Raw genomic sequence first — 15,931 nt, 5'->3', positions numbered from 1 at the left:
TGCAAGTGTTGAAAGTTACTTATAGCAAACTGCGACAACTCAGCCAGATTGGTCTATGCGTGCTTTCGCTGCTTTTAGTGTCAGGCTGTTCACAGATGTCCTTCACCTTGGGAAACTCTGAATACACCGAGCCCAAGGACCTTACGGAGACACTTTCTTCGACCGAAGCCCAACCGGAAGCAGCAATAGATGGCACCGATCGGGATCTGATTACCTTAAAAATCGCCGAGGCACTGCAGGAGAAGGAAAACGGTGTTTACACCGCAGAACCCGTCGCCTGGAACAATCCGCGCAGTGGCAACAGTGGCACCATAACCTCCATCTTCCAGATCGATGTTGAAGGCATGTCAGGCTGCGCCGACTTCATCACCAGTGCCAACACCGTGGGCGGTGTACGTGCCTATCATGGCCGAACCTGCCCAGACGGTGCCAACAACCAGAAAATAGTGCGTCTTGCCCCCTTCTCCAGCGGCGGACAAGGCTAATACTCTGGGATAGCGCCCGAACCAGCTGCAAACGGCTGCCTTTTCTTAACGAACTGGCTATACATCAGTTTGGCGACGGGCCTCTGGAGAAACTAATCATTGCTTCCTACATTGAGTAGTACTCTAATGCCTCCTGACAATCTGGCATGTGTACATGTGCGCACGCACACTTAACCCTTGTGTTCTGATGGCTGACCTATGAGAGATCCCTATTCCGTTCTCGGTATCGACAAGAAAGCAACTGCTGCTGACATCAAGAGCGCATTCCGAAAGCTGGCTAAAAAATATCATCCTGACCAGAACAAGGACAATCCGAAGGCTCAGGAGAAGTTTGCCGAAATAAACTCAGCCTATGAGATCCTTGGTGACGCGGAAAAGCGCGCCCAGTTTGATCGTGGCGAGATTGATGCAGATGGCAAGCAGCGCTTCTACAGCGGTGGCTTTGAAGGCTTCCATGGCTACAATGAAACGGCCGACCCTCGAGGTGGCTTTCGCTTCGATCAGGCCCGCGGCGGCGGCGGCGGCGGTTTCGACGACATTCTAAATGACATTCTCGGCGGTTTTGGCGGCGGCCGGCGGCGCAGTGCATGGAGCGGCAGCGCAGGCGCTGGTGACTTCTCTCAAGCCGGCGCAGCAGGCGGCAAAGCGCGTCAGGCAAAGCGCGGCGCGGACGCAAGCATTGTGACCCGTGTTCCCTTGGAGGATCTGGTCCAGAGCGGCAAGACCCGCGTCAAGCTGCCGAACAAGAAGACCGTTGAGGTCAAGATCCCTCCGGGCACCCGTGAAGGTGACAAGATCCGCCTTAAGGGCCTCGGTTTTGCGAGCGAGCCCGGTGGCCCTGCGGGTGATGCACTCGTTGAAATCCGGTTTGAGGAGCACCCGATCTACACCGTTGATGGCGATGACCTGCGCGTTGATTTGCCGATTGCCCTTTATGAAGCGGTGCTTGGTGCCAAGGTGAAGGTGCCGACGTTGGATGGTGCCGTAAATCTTACCGTTCCTGAGTATGCCAGCGGCGGCAAGGTGATGCGCCTTCGTGAGAAGGGTTTGCCGAAGAAGTCCGGCGGACGTGGTGACATCTACATCACTTTGCGCATCAAGATGCCTGAGCGCCAGGACGACGAACTCAACACGCTCATGAAGGCGTGGAAGGAAGTTGCACCTTACAAGGCGCGCGGCCCTGAATACGATTAGGGCGCGGTCCTGCCCCCAAAGAAAGCCCGCCGAGTTGGCGGGCTTTTTAGTTTGAGCTAGTCCTTGACGACCGCCTTTAACGAGGCGGGTGCCGGAATGTCATCTGGTACGAAGAAGTCCTGGAACAGATCCATCTCCGGGTTGACGCGGTACTGATCGAAATCAGTAACACCGGTGTCAGCCAGCAGGTTGTCATCGATGAAGAAGTTGCCTGAGCATTCTTTCGAGGAACGGTTGAAGATCTCATAGGCGGCGTCCGCCATGATTTGCGGCGTGCGGCTGGCCTGCATCATCTGATCGCCACCGAGCAGGTTGTTGACCGCAGCTGTTGCGATGGAAGTGCGCGGCCACAAGGCATTGACGGCAATGCCCTTGGGGCGCAGTTCCCCGGCAAGACCAAGAACCACAAGGCTCATGCCATATTTGGCTATGGAGTACGCGGTGTGGTTCTTGAACCACTTTTCCTGCATGTCGAGCGGCGGTGACAGCATCAAGATATGCGGGTTATCCGAGTTCTTCAGATAAGGGATCGCCAGCTTTGAGCACAAAAGGGTGCCACGGGTATTGATTTGGTGCATGAGGTCAAAGCGCTTCATGTCAATCGCTTCAACAGGGGTCAGATTAATAGCGCTGGCGTTGTTGACCACAATATCGATGCCGCCAAAGGTTTCAGCGGTTTTCGCCATGGCTGCAGCGACGGACTCATCATCGCGCACATCCACTACCAGTGGCAGAGCCTTGCCGCCCGCCTTTTCGATTTGCTCTGCTGCGGTGTAGATGGTGCCTTCTAGCTTTGGATGTGGCTCCGCCGTCTTGGCTGCGATGGTGACGTTGGCACCATCTTGAGCGGCCTTCAAACCAATGGCCAAACCGATGCCGCGAGAAGCGCCGGTGATGAAAAGTGTTTTACCTTTTAAGGACATTTGTCCCCTCCCTAAAAAAATAGTGCGCAGGACTACTTCTGCATGAACGCGATGAACGCCTGCTTGGCTTCCTCCGAGCGCAAGCGCTCGCCGAACAGGCCGATTTCTTCCGCAATTCGGGCTTCCAGAGGTGCCCTGTTGCCGCGCACCAAATCGCGTGACAGCTTCATTGCCTCAGCAGGCATCTGCGAAATGCGCGTTGCCAGTTCCAGCGCTTCCGTTTCGAGGTCTTCTGGAGAGACCACCTTGTTGACGAGCCCCGCTTCACGTGCGCGCTCAGCGTCGAACTTTTCGCCAAGACACAGCAACTCGAACGCGCGCTGATGCCCCATGATCGCAGGAGCCAGCAAAGTGGAACCCGCTTCCGGCACCAGACCGAGATTGACAAATGGCGTTTTGAAAGTGGCCTGAGTAGAGGCAACGACCATGTCACAATGCATCAGCATTGTGGTTCCCACACCGACGGCCAGGCCGTCGACGCCCGCAATTGTCGGCTTTGGCAGGTTCGGCAGAACCTTGAGAAACTCGGCTACCCAGCCACCAACTTCGCCACCCATTGCGAACTTCATGAAGTCGCCAATGTCGTTGCCAGAAGAGAACGCCCCTGGAACGCCCAAGATCAGATTACACCCGACAGTATCGTCATCACGGCTCAATGCCTCGGTGATGCCCTTGTACATATCTGAGGTGATTGCGTTCTTCTTTTCAGCGCGGTCCATCCGGATGACCTGAACCGCGCCCTTCATTTCGATGGTAATCATGTAGCAGCCCTTTCGAGGATTAAGCGAATTCCGCCATATTGACCGAAAGTACGCCTTCGCCTGATTCAATCACGGCTTCCTTCAGGCCTGCTGTTTCACCGAGTTCTGTCTCTGCGAAGGCACGTGCCAGCTGTACACGACGTTTGTGGGCAAGTTCATCTTCCCCCTTAGACGCAATTGCGCCCTTGGCGAGCATTGCACCACCCAGAGTGAGGCCCGCAAGCTTCAGGAACGGAGTTGCACCAGCAAGGGCTTCGCCGGTTTTGCCCGCGCCTTGCGCCTCCAGAAGCCAAAAGGCTGCAGCTTCAAAGTCATCAATTGCGGACTTCAGCTTGCGAGCAGTATGGCCGAGATCAGAGGTGTTTTCTGCGCTCACGGCGGCTTCCACCTCACGCAGCTCTGCAACAAACGCCTTGAGGTGCTCACCGCCAGACAGAGGCAACTTGCGCATGACGAGGTCCATGGCCTGAATGCCGTTGGTCCCTTCATAGATTGGTGCAATACGCGCATCTCTGAGATGCTGGGCGGCACCAGTTTCTTCTACAAACCCCATGCCTCCGTGCACCTGAATGCCGATGGAGGCAACATCTACACCGATATCGGTGGAGTAACCCTTTGCGATTGGAGTCAGCAGACCAGCACGCTCACTCCAGAACTTTTTCTGCTCTGGGTCTGTTGCCGCTTTCGCCATATCCAAGGCGTGGGCACAAGCGAAACAGATAGCACGGGCGACTTGTGCCTTGGACTTCATGGAAAGAAGCATGCGCTTGACGTCCGGCAGCTCAGCAATCGGGCTCATGCCTTCCTCAGTGGAGCCCGGTGCCTTGCCTTGACGACGCTCAAGGGCATAGGCCAGCGCTTCCTGGAAGGCGAGCTCTGCAATGCCAAGGCCCTGCACACCAACAGCGAGGCGGGCGTTGTTCATCATGGTAAACATGCAGGCAAGGCCGCGGTTTTCTTCACCAACGAGGTAGCCAATGGCGCCGCCCTCGTCTCCATAAACCATTGTGCAAGTTGGCGAGCCATGGATACCGAGCTTGTGCTCGACACCTGCTACACGGACGTCATTCAGCTCTCCAAGCGAGCCATCTTCGTTGACCATGTACTTCGGCACCACAAACAAAGAGATGCCGCGTGTGCCTGCAGGCGCATCCGGAAGGCGCGCCAACACAAGATGAACGATGTTGTCGGTCATGTCGTGGTCGCCATAGGTGATGTAGATCTTTTGGCCAAAGATCTTGTAGGTGCCATCCCCTTGAGGCTCTGCCCGCGAGCGCAGCGCACTAAGATCGGACCCCGCCTGAGGCTCAGTAAGGTTCATCGTGCCGGTCCACTCACCTGAAATCAGTTTTGGCAGGTAGGTGGACTTGAGGTAATCGGAGCCATGGGCTTCAATCGCCTCCACCGCCCCGATTGTCAGGGTCGGGCCGAGCGTAAAGGCCATGCTGCCGGAGTTCCACATCTCCATCACAGCCACATGAAGCATGTTGGGCAGACCCTGCCCGCCGAACTCAGGCGAACCCGTCAGCGAGTTCCAGCCGCCCTGATACCAGTTGGTGTAACACTCTTTCCAGCCTGGCGTGGTTTTCACCCACCCATCTACCAGCTTGGCACCATCCAGGTCGCCTTTGCGGTTCAATGGCGCGATCTCTTCCTCTGCAAACTTGGCTGCTTCAGAAAGAATTGCGTCCACCAGATCATCCGTCAGCTCTTCATTTCCCGGCATGCCCTGAAGCTGCTTGAGGCCGGTCACTTCTCTAAGGGTAAAAGCAATTTCATTAACTGGTGCGCGATACATTTTGTCATCCTCCCGAACAGCGGCTTGACGAAAAGCAATTTGCCCCCCAAAACGCCGCAGTTAACTCGTGTTGCCTCGGACATTAGTACGCTTAACCTTATCGTCAAGCTTTCCGCTGGGGCAGATACACCTCTACATTGGTCGAACTACGGATTAGAGTATGGAACGCTGGCGGCTGGCACCCTCAAACCTTGATTTTGAAAAGGATGAGAGATTTGCTCGTGTTTGCGAGGCATTAAAGGCTGGGCAACTGGTCGCGGTGCCTACCGAAACCGTTTACGGCCTTGCCGCAGATGCTACCAATGGACTGGCTTGTGCTGGCATTTATGAGGCGAAGGGACGCCCTCAGTTCAATCCGCTCATCTCGCACGTGGAAAGTGTAGAGGCTGCACGTTTGCACGGTGTCTTCAATGAGGATGCTGAGAAACTGGCAGCTGCCTTTTGGCCGGGACCACTCACCCTTGTGTTGCCGCGCCGCGAAACATCCAATGTAAGCACACTCGCCACAGCGGGTCTCGACAGCATTGCCATCCGCGTTCCCAATGCACCGATCATGCAGGCGCTTGCCCGAGCCACCGGCTGCCCTCTGGCCGCTCCAAGCGCTAACCTCTCCGGTCGCATAAGCGGCACGACAGCCGACGACGTGATCAACGACCTTGAGGCGCACCTTGCATTCATTATCGATGCTGGCGCAACCACAGTTGGGGTTGAGAGCACCATCATCTCCCTGATCGGGGAACAGCCAACCCTGCTGCGCCCCGGCGGCATTGCACGCGAAGACGTTGAGAAGGTGCTGGGCAAGAAGTTGGTGCGGGCTGGTACAGATGATAGCGCCCCAGCAGCGCCCGGCATGCTGACATCCCACTACGCCCCACGGGGCTATGTGCGCCTGAATGCCAGCGAAGTGCATGAAGGGGAAGCATTGATCAACTTCGGCTCAGCACAGTTGGCCGGTCAGGACAAGGCAGCGGCGGTCATCAATCTAAGCACTGAGGGCTCGCTAACTGAAGCGGCAAGTCGCTTGTTCATCGCTCTGCGGGAAGCGGACAAAGCAACAACTGTGGGAATAGCCGTCGTCCCCGTGCCAGAAGAGGGGCTCGGGGAAGCAATCAACGACCGGCTCAGTCGCGCTGCAGCGCCGCGGACATGAACAACTCCACAACCTGCAAGAAACATCCCAACAAATAGCAATAGATAAAATTGTAATTGCTGATCAGAACTATTGCAATCAGGCAACACTCATCCCAAAAATACGCAAATAACCTTAGATCACGCACGATAGTTTGACTTAAGACCTTCTCAGCGGTTCCCAAGTTAACCTTTGTTGTTTACCATTAAATACATGAAGTGAGCGATGCTGCGGACCTCCCCCACGAGCATGAAGGCATGCTCGCACCTTGGCCCGGGGCGGTGTGCGTACTACACGTCCCGGCACTTTCTTTCCTAGCGTTATCATACGGAAGACGTAGGGTTTTGTTTTGCAAAGCCCTCTCGGCAATTGGTCTAGACTGGCTCTAATCCAGCTGATCTGGAGTTGACAGATTGGTGACACTCTGGTGCTTCTAAGGACAATACTTAAGCCATGCTTCTTGGACAGGTCTATTGTCTACACTTTATCTGCATCATCCGAGTTTTCTGGAGCATCTGACGCCCATTGGGCATCCAGAACGCCCAGACCGCCTGCGTGCCATTGACCGCATTTTGGAAAATGAACGCTTTCAAACACTAGAGCGCGATCTCGCGCCCATTGGCCGTTTTATTGACGCAGCAAGGGTACACCCTTCTGCCTTTATCAATCGGCTGCACACGCTCTCCCCAGATGAAGGCCTCGTGCATATCGATCATGATACCACCATGTCGCCCGGCACATGGGAAGCGGCTATGCGCGGCGTTGGAGCCTCCTGCCAAGCGGTGAATGAGGTGATGACCGGCAAGGTTGTGAACGCCTTTGCCAGCATACGGCCACCGGGGCATCACGCCGAGCGCGCACGCGCCATGGGCTTTTGTTACTTTAACAATGCAGCCATTGCAGCGCGCCATGCCCAACAGGAACATGGGGCGGAACGAGTCGCCATCATGGACTTCGACGTGCACCACGGCAACGGTACACAGGAAATCTTCTGGGACGACCCCACGGTCATGTATACCTCAACTCACCAGATGCCACTCTACCCCGGCACCGGGCACAAGACCGAGTGCGGTGAGCATGAAACGATTGTCAACGCGCCAATGACAGAGGGTATGGGCAGTGACGAGTTCCGAGATGCCATGAATTCTGTCATTCTTCCCAAAATTCGGGCGTTTGAACCTGACCTTATCGTCATATCCGCAGGCTTTGACGCCCATGAACGGGACCCGCTGGGCGGCCTGCGTTTGAAAGAGGTTGATTTTGCCTGGGCCACCCAAGTCCTGATGGACATTGCCGACAAACACTGCGAGCGGCGCGTTGTGTCGCTGCTGGAAGGCGGTTATGATCTTGAAGGTCTTGCGCGGTCTGTCGCTGCGCATGTAATGACTTTGATGAACCAGTGAGAGTTTGACTCGGGCTGACATCACTTGTGGCAATAAAAATCGGAAAGAGAATACGTGACGACAGACGAAAACGAACAGACCTCTGTTGAGGCTTTGTCTTTCGAAACAGCTCTGGCGCAGCTCGAAACAATCGTTCGCGACTTGGAACAGGGTAACGTGCCTCTGGAAAAGAGCATCGAGCTTTATACGCGCGGCGAAGCTTTGCGCAAGCACTGCGACAAACTCCTCAAAGCTGCCGAGGCGCGTGTAGAAAAAATCCAACTTGATACGGCCGGAAAGGCCGCTGGCGCTGAGCCATTGGGCGAGTAGTCTGGCGACGTGCCCTGAAAATTATCAAACCCGCTTCGGCGGGTTTTTTGATTCACCGTGCAAGATCGCGGGCCATATCGCACCCAGAAGAATCGATTCCTAATATATCCCCACGAAATTTGCATGCTAGCTACAGGTCAACAACTTTGAGCTGCACCCGCTTAGGGGACTGGAGCACAAGACTTAAATTGGCCGACCAAAGAAATAGATAACAACGATTCAGCTATAACGGCATTCATTCATAAATTAATCATATAACCCACGTAAACGATTCACGTATACGGGTATGTTATTGATAGTGCTCTAGTGAAATGAAATGCTGGAAAGCATGGTTTCTGGGGCCTAGACAAAAAAGAGGGCCGCGTAAAAACACGGCCCTAAGTCGATCACTGTGCACGTGGCCCCATCGACCACGGAGAATGGGATAAGCGGTTTTACGACAAAATGCATCACCCTACGGGGTGAGATCTCCGCAATTTCCGATAGAACTCCCAAAATTTAAGTAATCTAACCAAATTGACCAATATTTCACCGCCCCTTGCCTAACTTGAGTGCGTGAACCTATCTAATAATTGCCTGCGTTAAACGACTATTGTAAGCGTGGAGGTCGAAGACGGGCATCAATAAAGACTCAAGTACCGGTGACAAGAATGAAATTTCCTTTGCTCGACAGCATCTCCAGTCCAGCTGATCTGAAGCACATTCCCGAAAACAAACTGCGGGATCTCGCGGACGAGCTGAGAGGTGAGTTGATCGACGCAGTTTCGGTGACCGGTGGTCACCTGGGCGCCGGCTTGGGTGTTGTTGAGCTGACGCTCGCCCTTCACTACATCTTCGATACGCCGAAAGATCGCTTGATCTGGGACGTGGGTCACCAGTGCTATCCCCACAAGATTTTAACGGAACGCCGTGACCGGATACGCACACTGCGCCAGGCTGGCGGCCTGTCTGGATTCACCAAGCGCGCAGAAAGCGAATACGATCCGTTTGGCGCAGGACACTCCTCAACGTCTATCTCTGCCGGGCTCGGCATGGCTGTGGCGCGAGACTTGTCCGGAGACGACAACAACGTGATCGCTGTCATTGGCGATGGTGCGATGTCCGCTGGCATGGCCTATGAAGCCATGAACAACGCCGGAGCGTTGAAGAGCCGCTTGATCGTGATCTTGAACGACAACGACATGTCGATTGCTCCACCAACCGGTGCCCTGTCGGCTTCCCTCGCACGCCTCGTGTCCGGGAAGACCTACACCTCTATCCGCGATGTAGCCAAAAATCTGGCACGCGCACTGCCAAAGCCGCTTCAGGAAAAGGCCGCTCTGGCTGAAGAATATGCTCGCGGCTTCCTGGCGGGTGGAACCCTGTTTGAAGAGCTTGGCTTCTATTACGTTGGTCCAGTTGACGGCCACAATCTGGATCATCTGCTACCGATCCTGAAGAACGTGCGTGATGCGCAAGATGGACCCATTCTGGTGCACGTTGTCACCCAGAAAGGCAAAGGCTACCTGCCCGCAGAAAGCGCGAGCAACAAATATCATGCCGTTGCTAAGTTCGATGTGGTCACCGGCAAGCAGTCCAAGCCAAAGGCGAACGCGCCCAGCTACACCAAGGTGTTCGCGCAAAGCCTCATTGAAGAAGCCAAACGCGATGACAAGATCGTCGGCATCACAGCCGCAATGCCAGATGGAACTGGCATGGACCTGTTTGGCCAAGCGTTTCCGAAACGGACTTTTGATGTCGGAATTGCCGAGCAACATGCAGTGACTTTTGCTGCAGGCCTTGCCACGGAAGGGTACAAGCCGTTTTGTGCGATCTACTCTACGTTCTTGCAACGCGCCTATGATCAAGTGGTCCATGATGTGGCCATTCAAAAGCTACCGGTCCGTTTCCCAATTGATCGCGCTGGTCTTGTTGGTGCCGATGGCGCGACCCATGCGGGGTCTTTCGACACAGCCTACTTGAGCTGCCTGCCCGGTTTTGTGGTGATGGCTGCAAGCGATGAAACCGAACTCATGCATATGGTGGCAACCGCAGCTGCTTACGACGAAGGGCCGATCTCCTTCCGCTATCCTCGTGGCGAAGGCGTCGGCATGGAACTGCCAGACCGCGGCACCGTGCTTGAAATTGGCAAAGGTCGCATCGTCAAGGAAGGAACCCGCGTAGCCCTCCTCTCATTCGGCACGCGCTTGCAAGAATGTTTGGACGCCGCCGAGAACCTCGATGCAGCAGGCTTGAGCACAACTGTTGCAGATGCACGCTTTGCAAAGCCCCTGGATGTTGACCTTCTGCGCCAGCTTGCCACCAACCACGATGTCCTGATTACGATTGAAGAAGGCTCTATTGGCGGTTTCGGCAGCCATGTGGCGCAGTCGTTGGTGAACGCAGGCTTGCTGGATCGTGGCCTCAAAGTGCGCTGCATGACGCTGCCAGACACCTATCAAGACCACAACAAGCCAGAGATCATGTACGCAGATGCGCAGCTCACTTCCGCAGGCATCATGAAACAGGTATTCGAGGCCTTGGGGCGTTCTGAGGAAAGCTCTGCAAAACTGGCATAAACTCTTTCACGATGCGATCCCGCACTTGATTGTCATCGAGCTTTCTGGCTCGATGCGCCGACGTAGTATACTCATCTCCTGTTTAGTTGAAACGAACTAACGTTCCTGAAAGTTTGCCCATGGCGCAGCTACTGGTCCCGATCGGCGCATTGCTGATCTCAGTGGTCCTCATTCTTGCCGGACATGGCTTGAGTTCCACCCTGATCCCACTTCGCGCGGAACTGGCTTCCTTCAGCGACTTCTCGATCGGCCTGATCTCATCGTCGTTTTACATCGGCTATGTTGCTGCCTGTTTTTACTCTCACACTTTCATCATGCGGGCGGGGCACATTCGCACGTTTACGGCCCTTGTTTCCATCATGTCGGGCGCGGCCCTGCTGCATCCGCTGATCGTTGATCCAGTTTGGTGGTTTGCCTTCCGTTGCCTGACCGGCTTTTGCTTTGCTGGTATGAACCTTGTCGTCGAGAGCTGGCTGAATGAACGGACAAGCAACGAGAACCGTGGCGCGGTGATGTCGATCTATGTTGTGCTCACCTTCCTGGCGGTTATTGTCGGCCAGCTGAGCATGATCGGCTTCGATATCGCAACCTTTGCGCCCTTTGCTGTTGCCTCGGTGCTGGTGAGCATGGCCGTGGTGCCTGTCGCCATGACCAACGCGACCCAGCCCGCACCGCTCGCAGTCGTCAGCTTTAACCCCATCAAGCTCTACAACACCTCCGCGATTGCGCTGTTCGGGTGTTTGTTGATCGGTCTTGCCAACTCCTCCGTCTGGACGCTGGTACCGCTCTACGCGTCTCAAATGCAGTTTGGAACCAGCCAAGTAGCTTACCTCGCCGCAGCCGTAGTTGTTGGCGGCGCAGTCATCCAGTGGCCAGTGGGACGTCTTTCAGACAAGGTCGACCGCCGCTTGGTGATTGTTGGTCTTGGCATTGCCTCTGCGGTGACCGCGGCAATGCTGTTCTTCATTCCGAGCCCTGCCTTCGCCATCACCATGGTGGTTTTCATCTTGCTCGGCATGGCCACTCAGCCAATTTATGCCGTTATCGTTGCCCACGCATTCGACCATACGGCAGCAGACGAGTACGTGCAGACCTCCTCCGGCATTTTGATGGCTTATGGCGTGGGCTCAATCGTGGGCCCTATTGCCGCCTCCGCCTTGATGGTTTCCATCGGCCCCGGCGGCCTTTTCGTTTGGGTTGCCGTTGTAGAGGTGGTGCTGGTGCTTTACGTGGTGAGCCGCCTGTTTGTGCGTCCAGCCGTGGAAGAAGCCGACAAAACAGACTTCGAGTTCACGTCGACTGCAAACGTTGGTGCCACCATCACACCAGAACCGCTTGACCCTGAAGCCGACAACGTTATCGCGCCGGAAGAATTCCCCGCCTATGACGGCGAGGATGCGTTGGCAGCCGATGAAGCCATGTCCATTTCCACCGAAGAAGAGGGCGAGTACTTTGTTCAGGACTTCCATAATCCTGAGCAGGAGTTCACCCCTGTTGAACAAAAGGAAGATGGACAGGCCTAGCCAAAATTGCTTATATCACCACCATGGTGAGGACTCCGGGTTTCCTGCAACAACTGCGACTTGAGCGCAAGCCTCTCGCGATACTGGCGGGGCTGGCTCTCGCAGCACGCGTGTTGCTGTTGTCTCTCGGGGTCATAAGCGCATCCGACCCAGCTCTTGCCGGTCTGGGGCACCTATGTGCCCCTTCCGGATATTCAGCACAAACGCCTGTTTCTGATCAGGAGCCCACAGCAGATTTATGTCTGTGCGGCGTCTTGTGCGCGCAAAACACCGCGAGCAAGCTCTTCACGCATCTCAGCGACCTTCCTGTCGTTCAAGCTGGTGCGGTTAAAGTTGCTGGAACGCTAGCGCCACCACAGAACCACAGCACCTTTGAGAAGCCGTTTTCCCACTTCAGCATTCGTGGCCCACCTTTGGCTGTTTGATCTCCTTAGACCAACGACCAGATCAAACACTCAAGGAAAAGACCATGTTGAACCTGAAAACCGCTGGCATTGCGCTGGCGCTCGCACTTTCACCTCTGTCGTTTGCACAGGCCCATGATATCAAGCTAGGCGAGGTATCCATCTCCAACGCTTGGACCCGCGCCACCCCTCCAAAGGCAAAAGCTGGTGGCGGCTTTCTGACCATTGCAAATGACGGTTCCCAAGCCGTCGTGCTCAAGAGCGCAGCTTCCGATGTGGCCAAGCGTACCGAAATTCACGAAATGGCGGTTACTGACGGCATCATGAAGATGCGGGAAATGAAAGATGGCCTCTCCATCGCTCCAGGCGAAACACTGGAGCTGAAACCCGGCGGCTACCACGTGATGTTCATGGGTATTCATGAAGCATTCACCGAGGGTGAAACGGTATCGGTAACGCTCATGTTTGAACCGGGCGGCCCGGTTGACGTTCAGATGCCTGTTCACAAAATGGGCTCCAAGTCTGCCATGAAGCACCATTCAACTCATTGAGGTCGCCATGAAAACGTCTCGGATTATCCGTTACACAGCTTGGGCAGCAGTCGCTGCCCTCGCCTTTGCGGTCGCCGCTGTTTCCCTGATCAGTTGGCGCTCTGACAGCACAATTCCCATGGCACCGGTCGCCAACATTGGTGGCCCCTTTACGCTTGTGAACGGCGAAGGAAAAACCGTCACGCAGGAAGACCTGAAGGGCAAACCGTCGCTCATGTTCTTTGGCTTCACATATTGCCCGGATGTGTGTCCAACCACCCTCTTTGAAATGCAGGGCTGGATTGAGGAGCTGGGTGCGGAAGCAGACAAGCTGAACTATGTTTTCGTCAGCGTTGACCCGGAACGCGACACACCTGAGGTCATGTCCGATTATGTCTCTGCATTTGACAGCCGGATCACCCCGCTCACAGGTACACCTGAACAGATTGCTGAAGTGGTGAAATCTTATCGGGTGTATGCGCGCCGGGTTGAATTGGACGATGGCGATTACACCATGGACCACACTGCGGGCGTTTACATGATGAACCCAGCGCAGGAGTTTCTTGGCACAATCAGCTATGGCGAACCCCACAACGCAGCCGTCGAAAAGATTCGCAAACTGATTGAGCAAGGCTAAACAGCAGCTCACCTAAAGAGCGCGGTTGTCAGGTATGGCTCTAAAAGTCAGGCCCCAAACCTCTCAATTGACCGGGGTCTGGATACCTAACCCATGGCTTGCACACCAAAACGCTGGATTTCCCGGCTTGGGTTCTGGTGCAGCGGCACTCCATCACGTATTGATGCGCCAATAGTTGCCACCAAAGGCAACATGACTGTGTTTTATGGCCTGAGCCAAGGACAACAATAAACAATGCGCCTGGACCAATATCTGGTGGAGCGGGGACAGTTTGAAACACGTGCCCGCGCTCGAGATGCCATTTTGCGTGGCACAATTGAGGTTGACGGACACCCTGCCAAAAAGCCTTCTCAGAACGTGGCTGAAGGCTGTCTGGTGGTAATCAATGACCCTGCTCAGACTTATGTTTCTCGATCTGCCTTGAAGCTCAAGGAAGGGCTCAAGATTTTTGAGCTGTCGCCCAAGGATCAGATCTGCGTCGATCTGGGGGCTTCCACGGGCGGCTTCACACAGGTTCTGTTGGAACAGGGCGCGCGGCGGGTCCATGCCATCGACGTTGGGCATGACCAACTGCATGCCTCACTTGCTGCAGATCCACGGGTGAACCAGCGCGACGGTGTCAACGCACGCATCCTTACTCTGGCAGACCTTGAGAACCAAAGCCCGACTTTCCTCGTGAGCGACATCAGCTTTATATCACTGCGACTTGCTTTGCCTCCCGCTTTGGAGCTTGCAAAGGCTGGTACGCAAGGCGTGTTCCTGATCAAGCCTCAGTTCGAAGCGGGCCGTGAGGCGATCGGCAAGGGTGGCATCGTAAAGCCTGAGATTGGAACGCGCGTAGCCGAAGACCTCTACACCTGGTTCGAGGAACAGCCGGGCTGGCGTGTAATGGGCATGATCCCCTCGCCCATTCTAGGGGGAGACGGAAACAGGGAATTTCTGCTCGCGGCCTGCAAAGACCGCTAAAGTCTGCTAGAGAAGCCCGTGACATAATAATTTCTAATAGAGAGAGCCCTCATGAGTGCACCTGAGCTTCAGAGCCTTACCATTGACCGTCTGGCTCACAAGGGCGATGGCGTGGCAAACCTGAACGGTGAGCAAATCTTCGTTTCTGGTGCGCTGCCCGGGGAAACCATTACGGTTAGGCTCAAGGGGGATCGCGCCGAGCTGGTCGAAGTGACAACTGCCAGCCCCGAGCGCGCCGAGCCGATCTGCAAGCACTACGGCTCCTGTGGTGGCTGTACCCTCCAGCATATGTCAGCGGAGGGTTATAGCGACTTCAAGCGGAACTTGGTCGTCGATGCGCTCAAGGCGCGTGGCATCGAGGTGGCGGTGGACCCCGTTGTCAGCTGCGCACCCCAAAGCCGTCGCCGTGCTGTCTTTACCGCTGTACGCGCCGGCCACAAGGTGCTTCTGGGGTACCATGAGGCAAAGTCTCATCGCCTGGTGGACGTAGAAGAATGTCCCGTTCTTGTGCCTGAGATAGTGTCTGCGCTACCCAAGCTGCGCCGTCTCGCCAGCGAAGTAATGCCGCGCAAGGGGGACTTGAAGTTCACGGTGACAGCCACGCTAAACGGACTTGATGTTGCAATTCAAGGCCTTGGAAAGAACGCAGAGAAGCATTTTCTGGCCCTTTCCCAAGCGACCATGGAATACGGCTTTGCCCGGCTGACGGCGGATGGTGAAACCATCTTGGAGATCAAACCACCTCAGCTCGACATGGGCGGCACCATGGTGACCGGTCCTTCAGGCGGGTTCCTTCAAGCTACCAAGCATGCAGAAAACGTCATGGCCGAACTTGTCATGGAAGGCATCGGAAAGGCAAAACGCGTTGCGGACCTTTTCTCTGGAACAGGCACCTTCACATTTCGTATTGCCAAGGTTGCTTCTGTCCACGCAGCAGAGAGTGATGCACCTGCACTCAAGGCGCTGGACACTGCCCGGCGGGTCGCCAAGGGTCTGAAGCAGGTCACGACGGAGCGGCGCGACCTGTTCCGCCGTCCCCTCAACGCCAAAGAGATGGACAACTTCGGCAAGGGCTATGACGCGGTGGTATTTGACCCCCCTCGAGCCGGAGCCCAGGCACAGGCCAAGGAACTTGCAAACTCTCCGGTCAAGCGTGTTGTTGCGGTCTCGTGCAACCCGGCGACGCTGGCCCGCGATCTGAGAGAACTGTTGGACGGCGGCTACGTACTGAAACGTGTCACGCCTATAGACCAGTTCCTCTACTCGCCCCATATTGAGGTTGTCGCCCAATTGGAGCGTGCTGACTGAGGA

The 15,931-nt window shown here is 55.5% G+C and carries 14 protein-coding genes; 11 read left to right on the top strand and 3 right to left on the bottom strand.

Annotated features, from left to right (window positions below):
- Positions 1 to 95: 95 nt before the first annotated feature.
- Together Q3Y58_RS06115 and Q3Y58_RS06110 are read left to right on the top strand one after the other, a co-directional pair.
- Entirely contained in the window at positions 96 to 485 is a 390-nt protein-coding gene (locus Q3Y58_RS06115; RefSeq protein WP_274219344.1) for an RT0821/Lpp0805 family surface protein, read from the top strand.
- Between the two features lie 198 nt (positions 486 to 683).
- On the top strand, positions 684 to 1,679 hold the full coding sequence (locus Q3Y58_RS06110) for a J domain-containing protein (RefSeq protein WP_319621495.1): 996 nt from the start codon (positions 684 to 686) through the stop codon (positions 1,677 to 1,679).
- 56 nt (positions 1,680 to 1,735) lie between these two features.
- Here Q3Y58_RS06110 and Q3Y58_RS06105 read toward each other — a convergent pair whose 3' ends face one another.
- Genes Q3Y58_RS06105 through Q3Y58_RS06095 form a run of 3 tightly spaced genes read right to left on the bottom strand, consistent with a single transcriptional unit; the run spans position 1,736 to position 5,161 of the window.
- Complete coding sequence (locus Q3Y58_RS06105) at positions 1,736 to 2,602, bottom strand: SDR family oxidoreductase (protein ID WP_274219346.1); 867 nt, start codon at positions 2,600 to 2,602, stop codon at positions 1,736 to 1,738.
- 32 nt (positions 2,603 to 2,634) lie between these two features.
- Positions 2,635 to 3,363: a crotonase/enoyl-CoA hydratase family protein gene (locus Q3Y58_RS06100; protein WP_274219347.1), complete on the bottom strand. Its 729-nt coding sequence runs from the start codon at positions 3,361 to 3,363 to the stop codon at positions 2,635 to 2,637.
- A gap of 19 nt (positions 3,364 to 3,382) precedes the next feature.
- Positions 3,383 to 5,161 carry an acyl-CoA dehydrogenase family protein gene (locus Q3Y58_RS06095; RefSeq protein ID WP_319621494.1) on the bottom strand — a complete coding sequence of 593 codons (1,779 nt, stop codon included), beginning with the start codon at positions 5,159 to 5,161 and terminating at the stop codon, positions 3,383 to 3,385.
- A 160-nt stretch (positions 5,162 to 5,321) separates the two neighbouring features.
- On the opposite strand from Q3Y58_RS06095, the gene Q3Y58_RS06090 reads away from it, so the two are divergent.
- The 9 genes from Q3Y58_RS06090 to Q3Y58_RS06050 all read left to right on the top strand — a co-directional run bounded on the left by Q3Y58_RS06090 (position 5,322) and on the right by Q3Y58_RS06050 (position 15,928).
- Positions 5,322 to 6,311, top strand: coding sequence for an L-threonylcarbamoyladenylate synthase (locus Q3Y58_RS06090; RefSeq protein WP_319621493.1), 990 nt, complete (start codon positions 5,322 to 5,324; stop codon positions 6,309 to 6,311).
- A 452-nt stretch (positions 6,312 to 6,763) separates the two neighbouring features.
- A complete protein-coding gene (locus Q3Y58_RS06085; protein ID WP_274219350.1) occupies positions 6,764 to 7,693 on the top strand; it encodes a histone deacetylase family protein in 930 nt (309 codons plus the stop codon).
- A gap of 54 nt (positions 7,694 to 7,747) precedes the next feature.
- The gene (locus Q3Y58_RS06080; protein ID WP_319621492.1) at positions 7,748 to 8,002 is read left to right on the top strand and encodes an exodeoxyribonuclease VII small subunit; all 255 of its coding nucleotides are present in this window, start codon (positions 7,748 to 7,750) and stop codon (positions 8,000 to 8,002) included.
- Between the two features lie 650 nt (positions 8,003 to 8,652).
- The gene (gene dxs, locus Q3Y58_RS06075; protein ID WP_413697788.1) at positions 8,653 to 10,560 is read left to right on the top strand and encodes a 1-deoxy-D-xylulose-5-phosphate synthase; all 1,908 of its coding nucleotides are present in this window, start codon (positions 8,653 to 8,655) and stop codon (positions 10,558 to 10,560) included.
- A gap of 119 nt (positions 10,561 to 10,679) precedes the next feature.
- On the top strand, positions 10,680 to 12,083 hold the full coding sequence (locus Q3Y58_RS06070) for an MFS transporter (protein WP_319621491.1): 1,404 nt from the start codon (positions 10,680 to 10,682) through the stop codon (positions 12,081 to 12,083).
- A 469-nt stretch (positions 12,084 to 12,552) separates the two neighbouring features.
- On the top strand, positions 12,553 to 13,038 hold the full coding sequence (locus Q3Y58_RS06065) for a copper chaperone PCu(A)C (protein ID WP_319621490.1): 486 nt from the start codon (positions 12,553 to 12,555) through the stop codon (positions 13,036 to 13,038).
- Positions 13,039 to 13,045: 7 nt separating this feature from the next.
- A complete protein-coding gene (locus Q3Y58_RS06060) occupies positions 13,046 to 13,654 on the top strand; it encodes an SCO family protein (protein WP_319621489.1) in 609 nt (202 codons plus the stop codon).
- Between the two features lie 234 nt (positions 13,655 to 13,888).
- On the top strand, positions 13,889 to 14,620 hold the full coding sequence (locus Q3Y58_RS06055; protein ID WP_319621488.1) for a TlyA family RNA methyltransferase: 732 nt from the start codon (positions 13,889 to 13,891) through the stop codon (positions 14,618 to 14,620).
- A 51-nt stretch (positions 14,621 to 14,671) separates the two neighbouring features.
- Positions 14,672 to 15,928, top strand: a complete 1,257-nt coding sequence (locus tag Q3Y58_RS06050) for a class I SAM-dependent RNA methyltransferase (protein WP_319621487.1) — start codon at positions 14,672 to 14,674, stop codon at positions 15,926 to 15,928.
- The last annotated feature ends 3 nt before the right edge of the window (positions 15,929 to 15,931 follow it).

The sequence above is a fragment of the Nesiotobacter zosterae genome (assembly GCF_033843645.1).
Classification (GTDB): domain Bacteria; phylum Pseudomonadota; class Alphaproteobacteria; order Rhizobiales; family Stappiaceae; genus Pseudovibrio; species Pseudovibrio zosterae.
The sequence above is the reverse complement of the archived record's forward strand: the minus strand, read 5'-3'. Positions and strand labels throughout refer to the sequence as shown.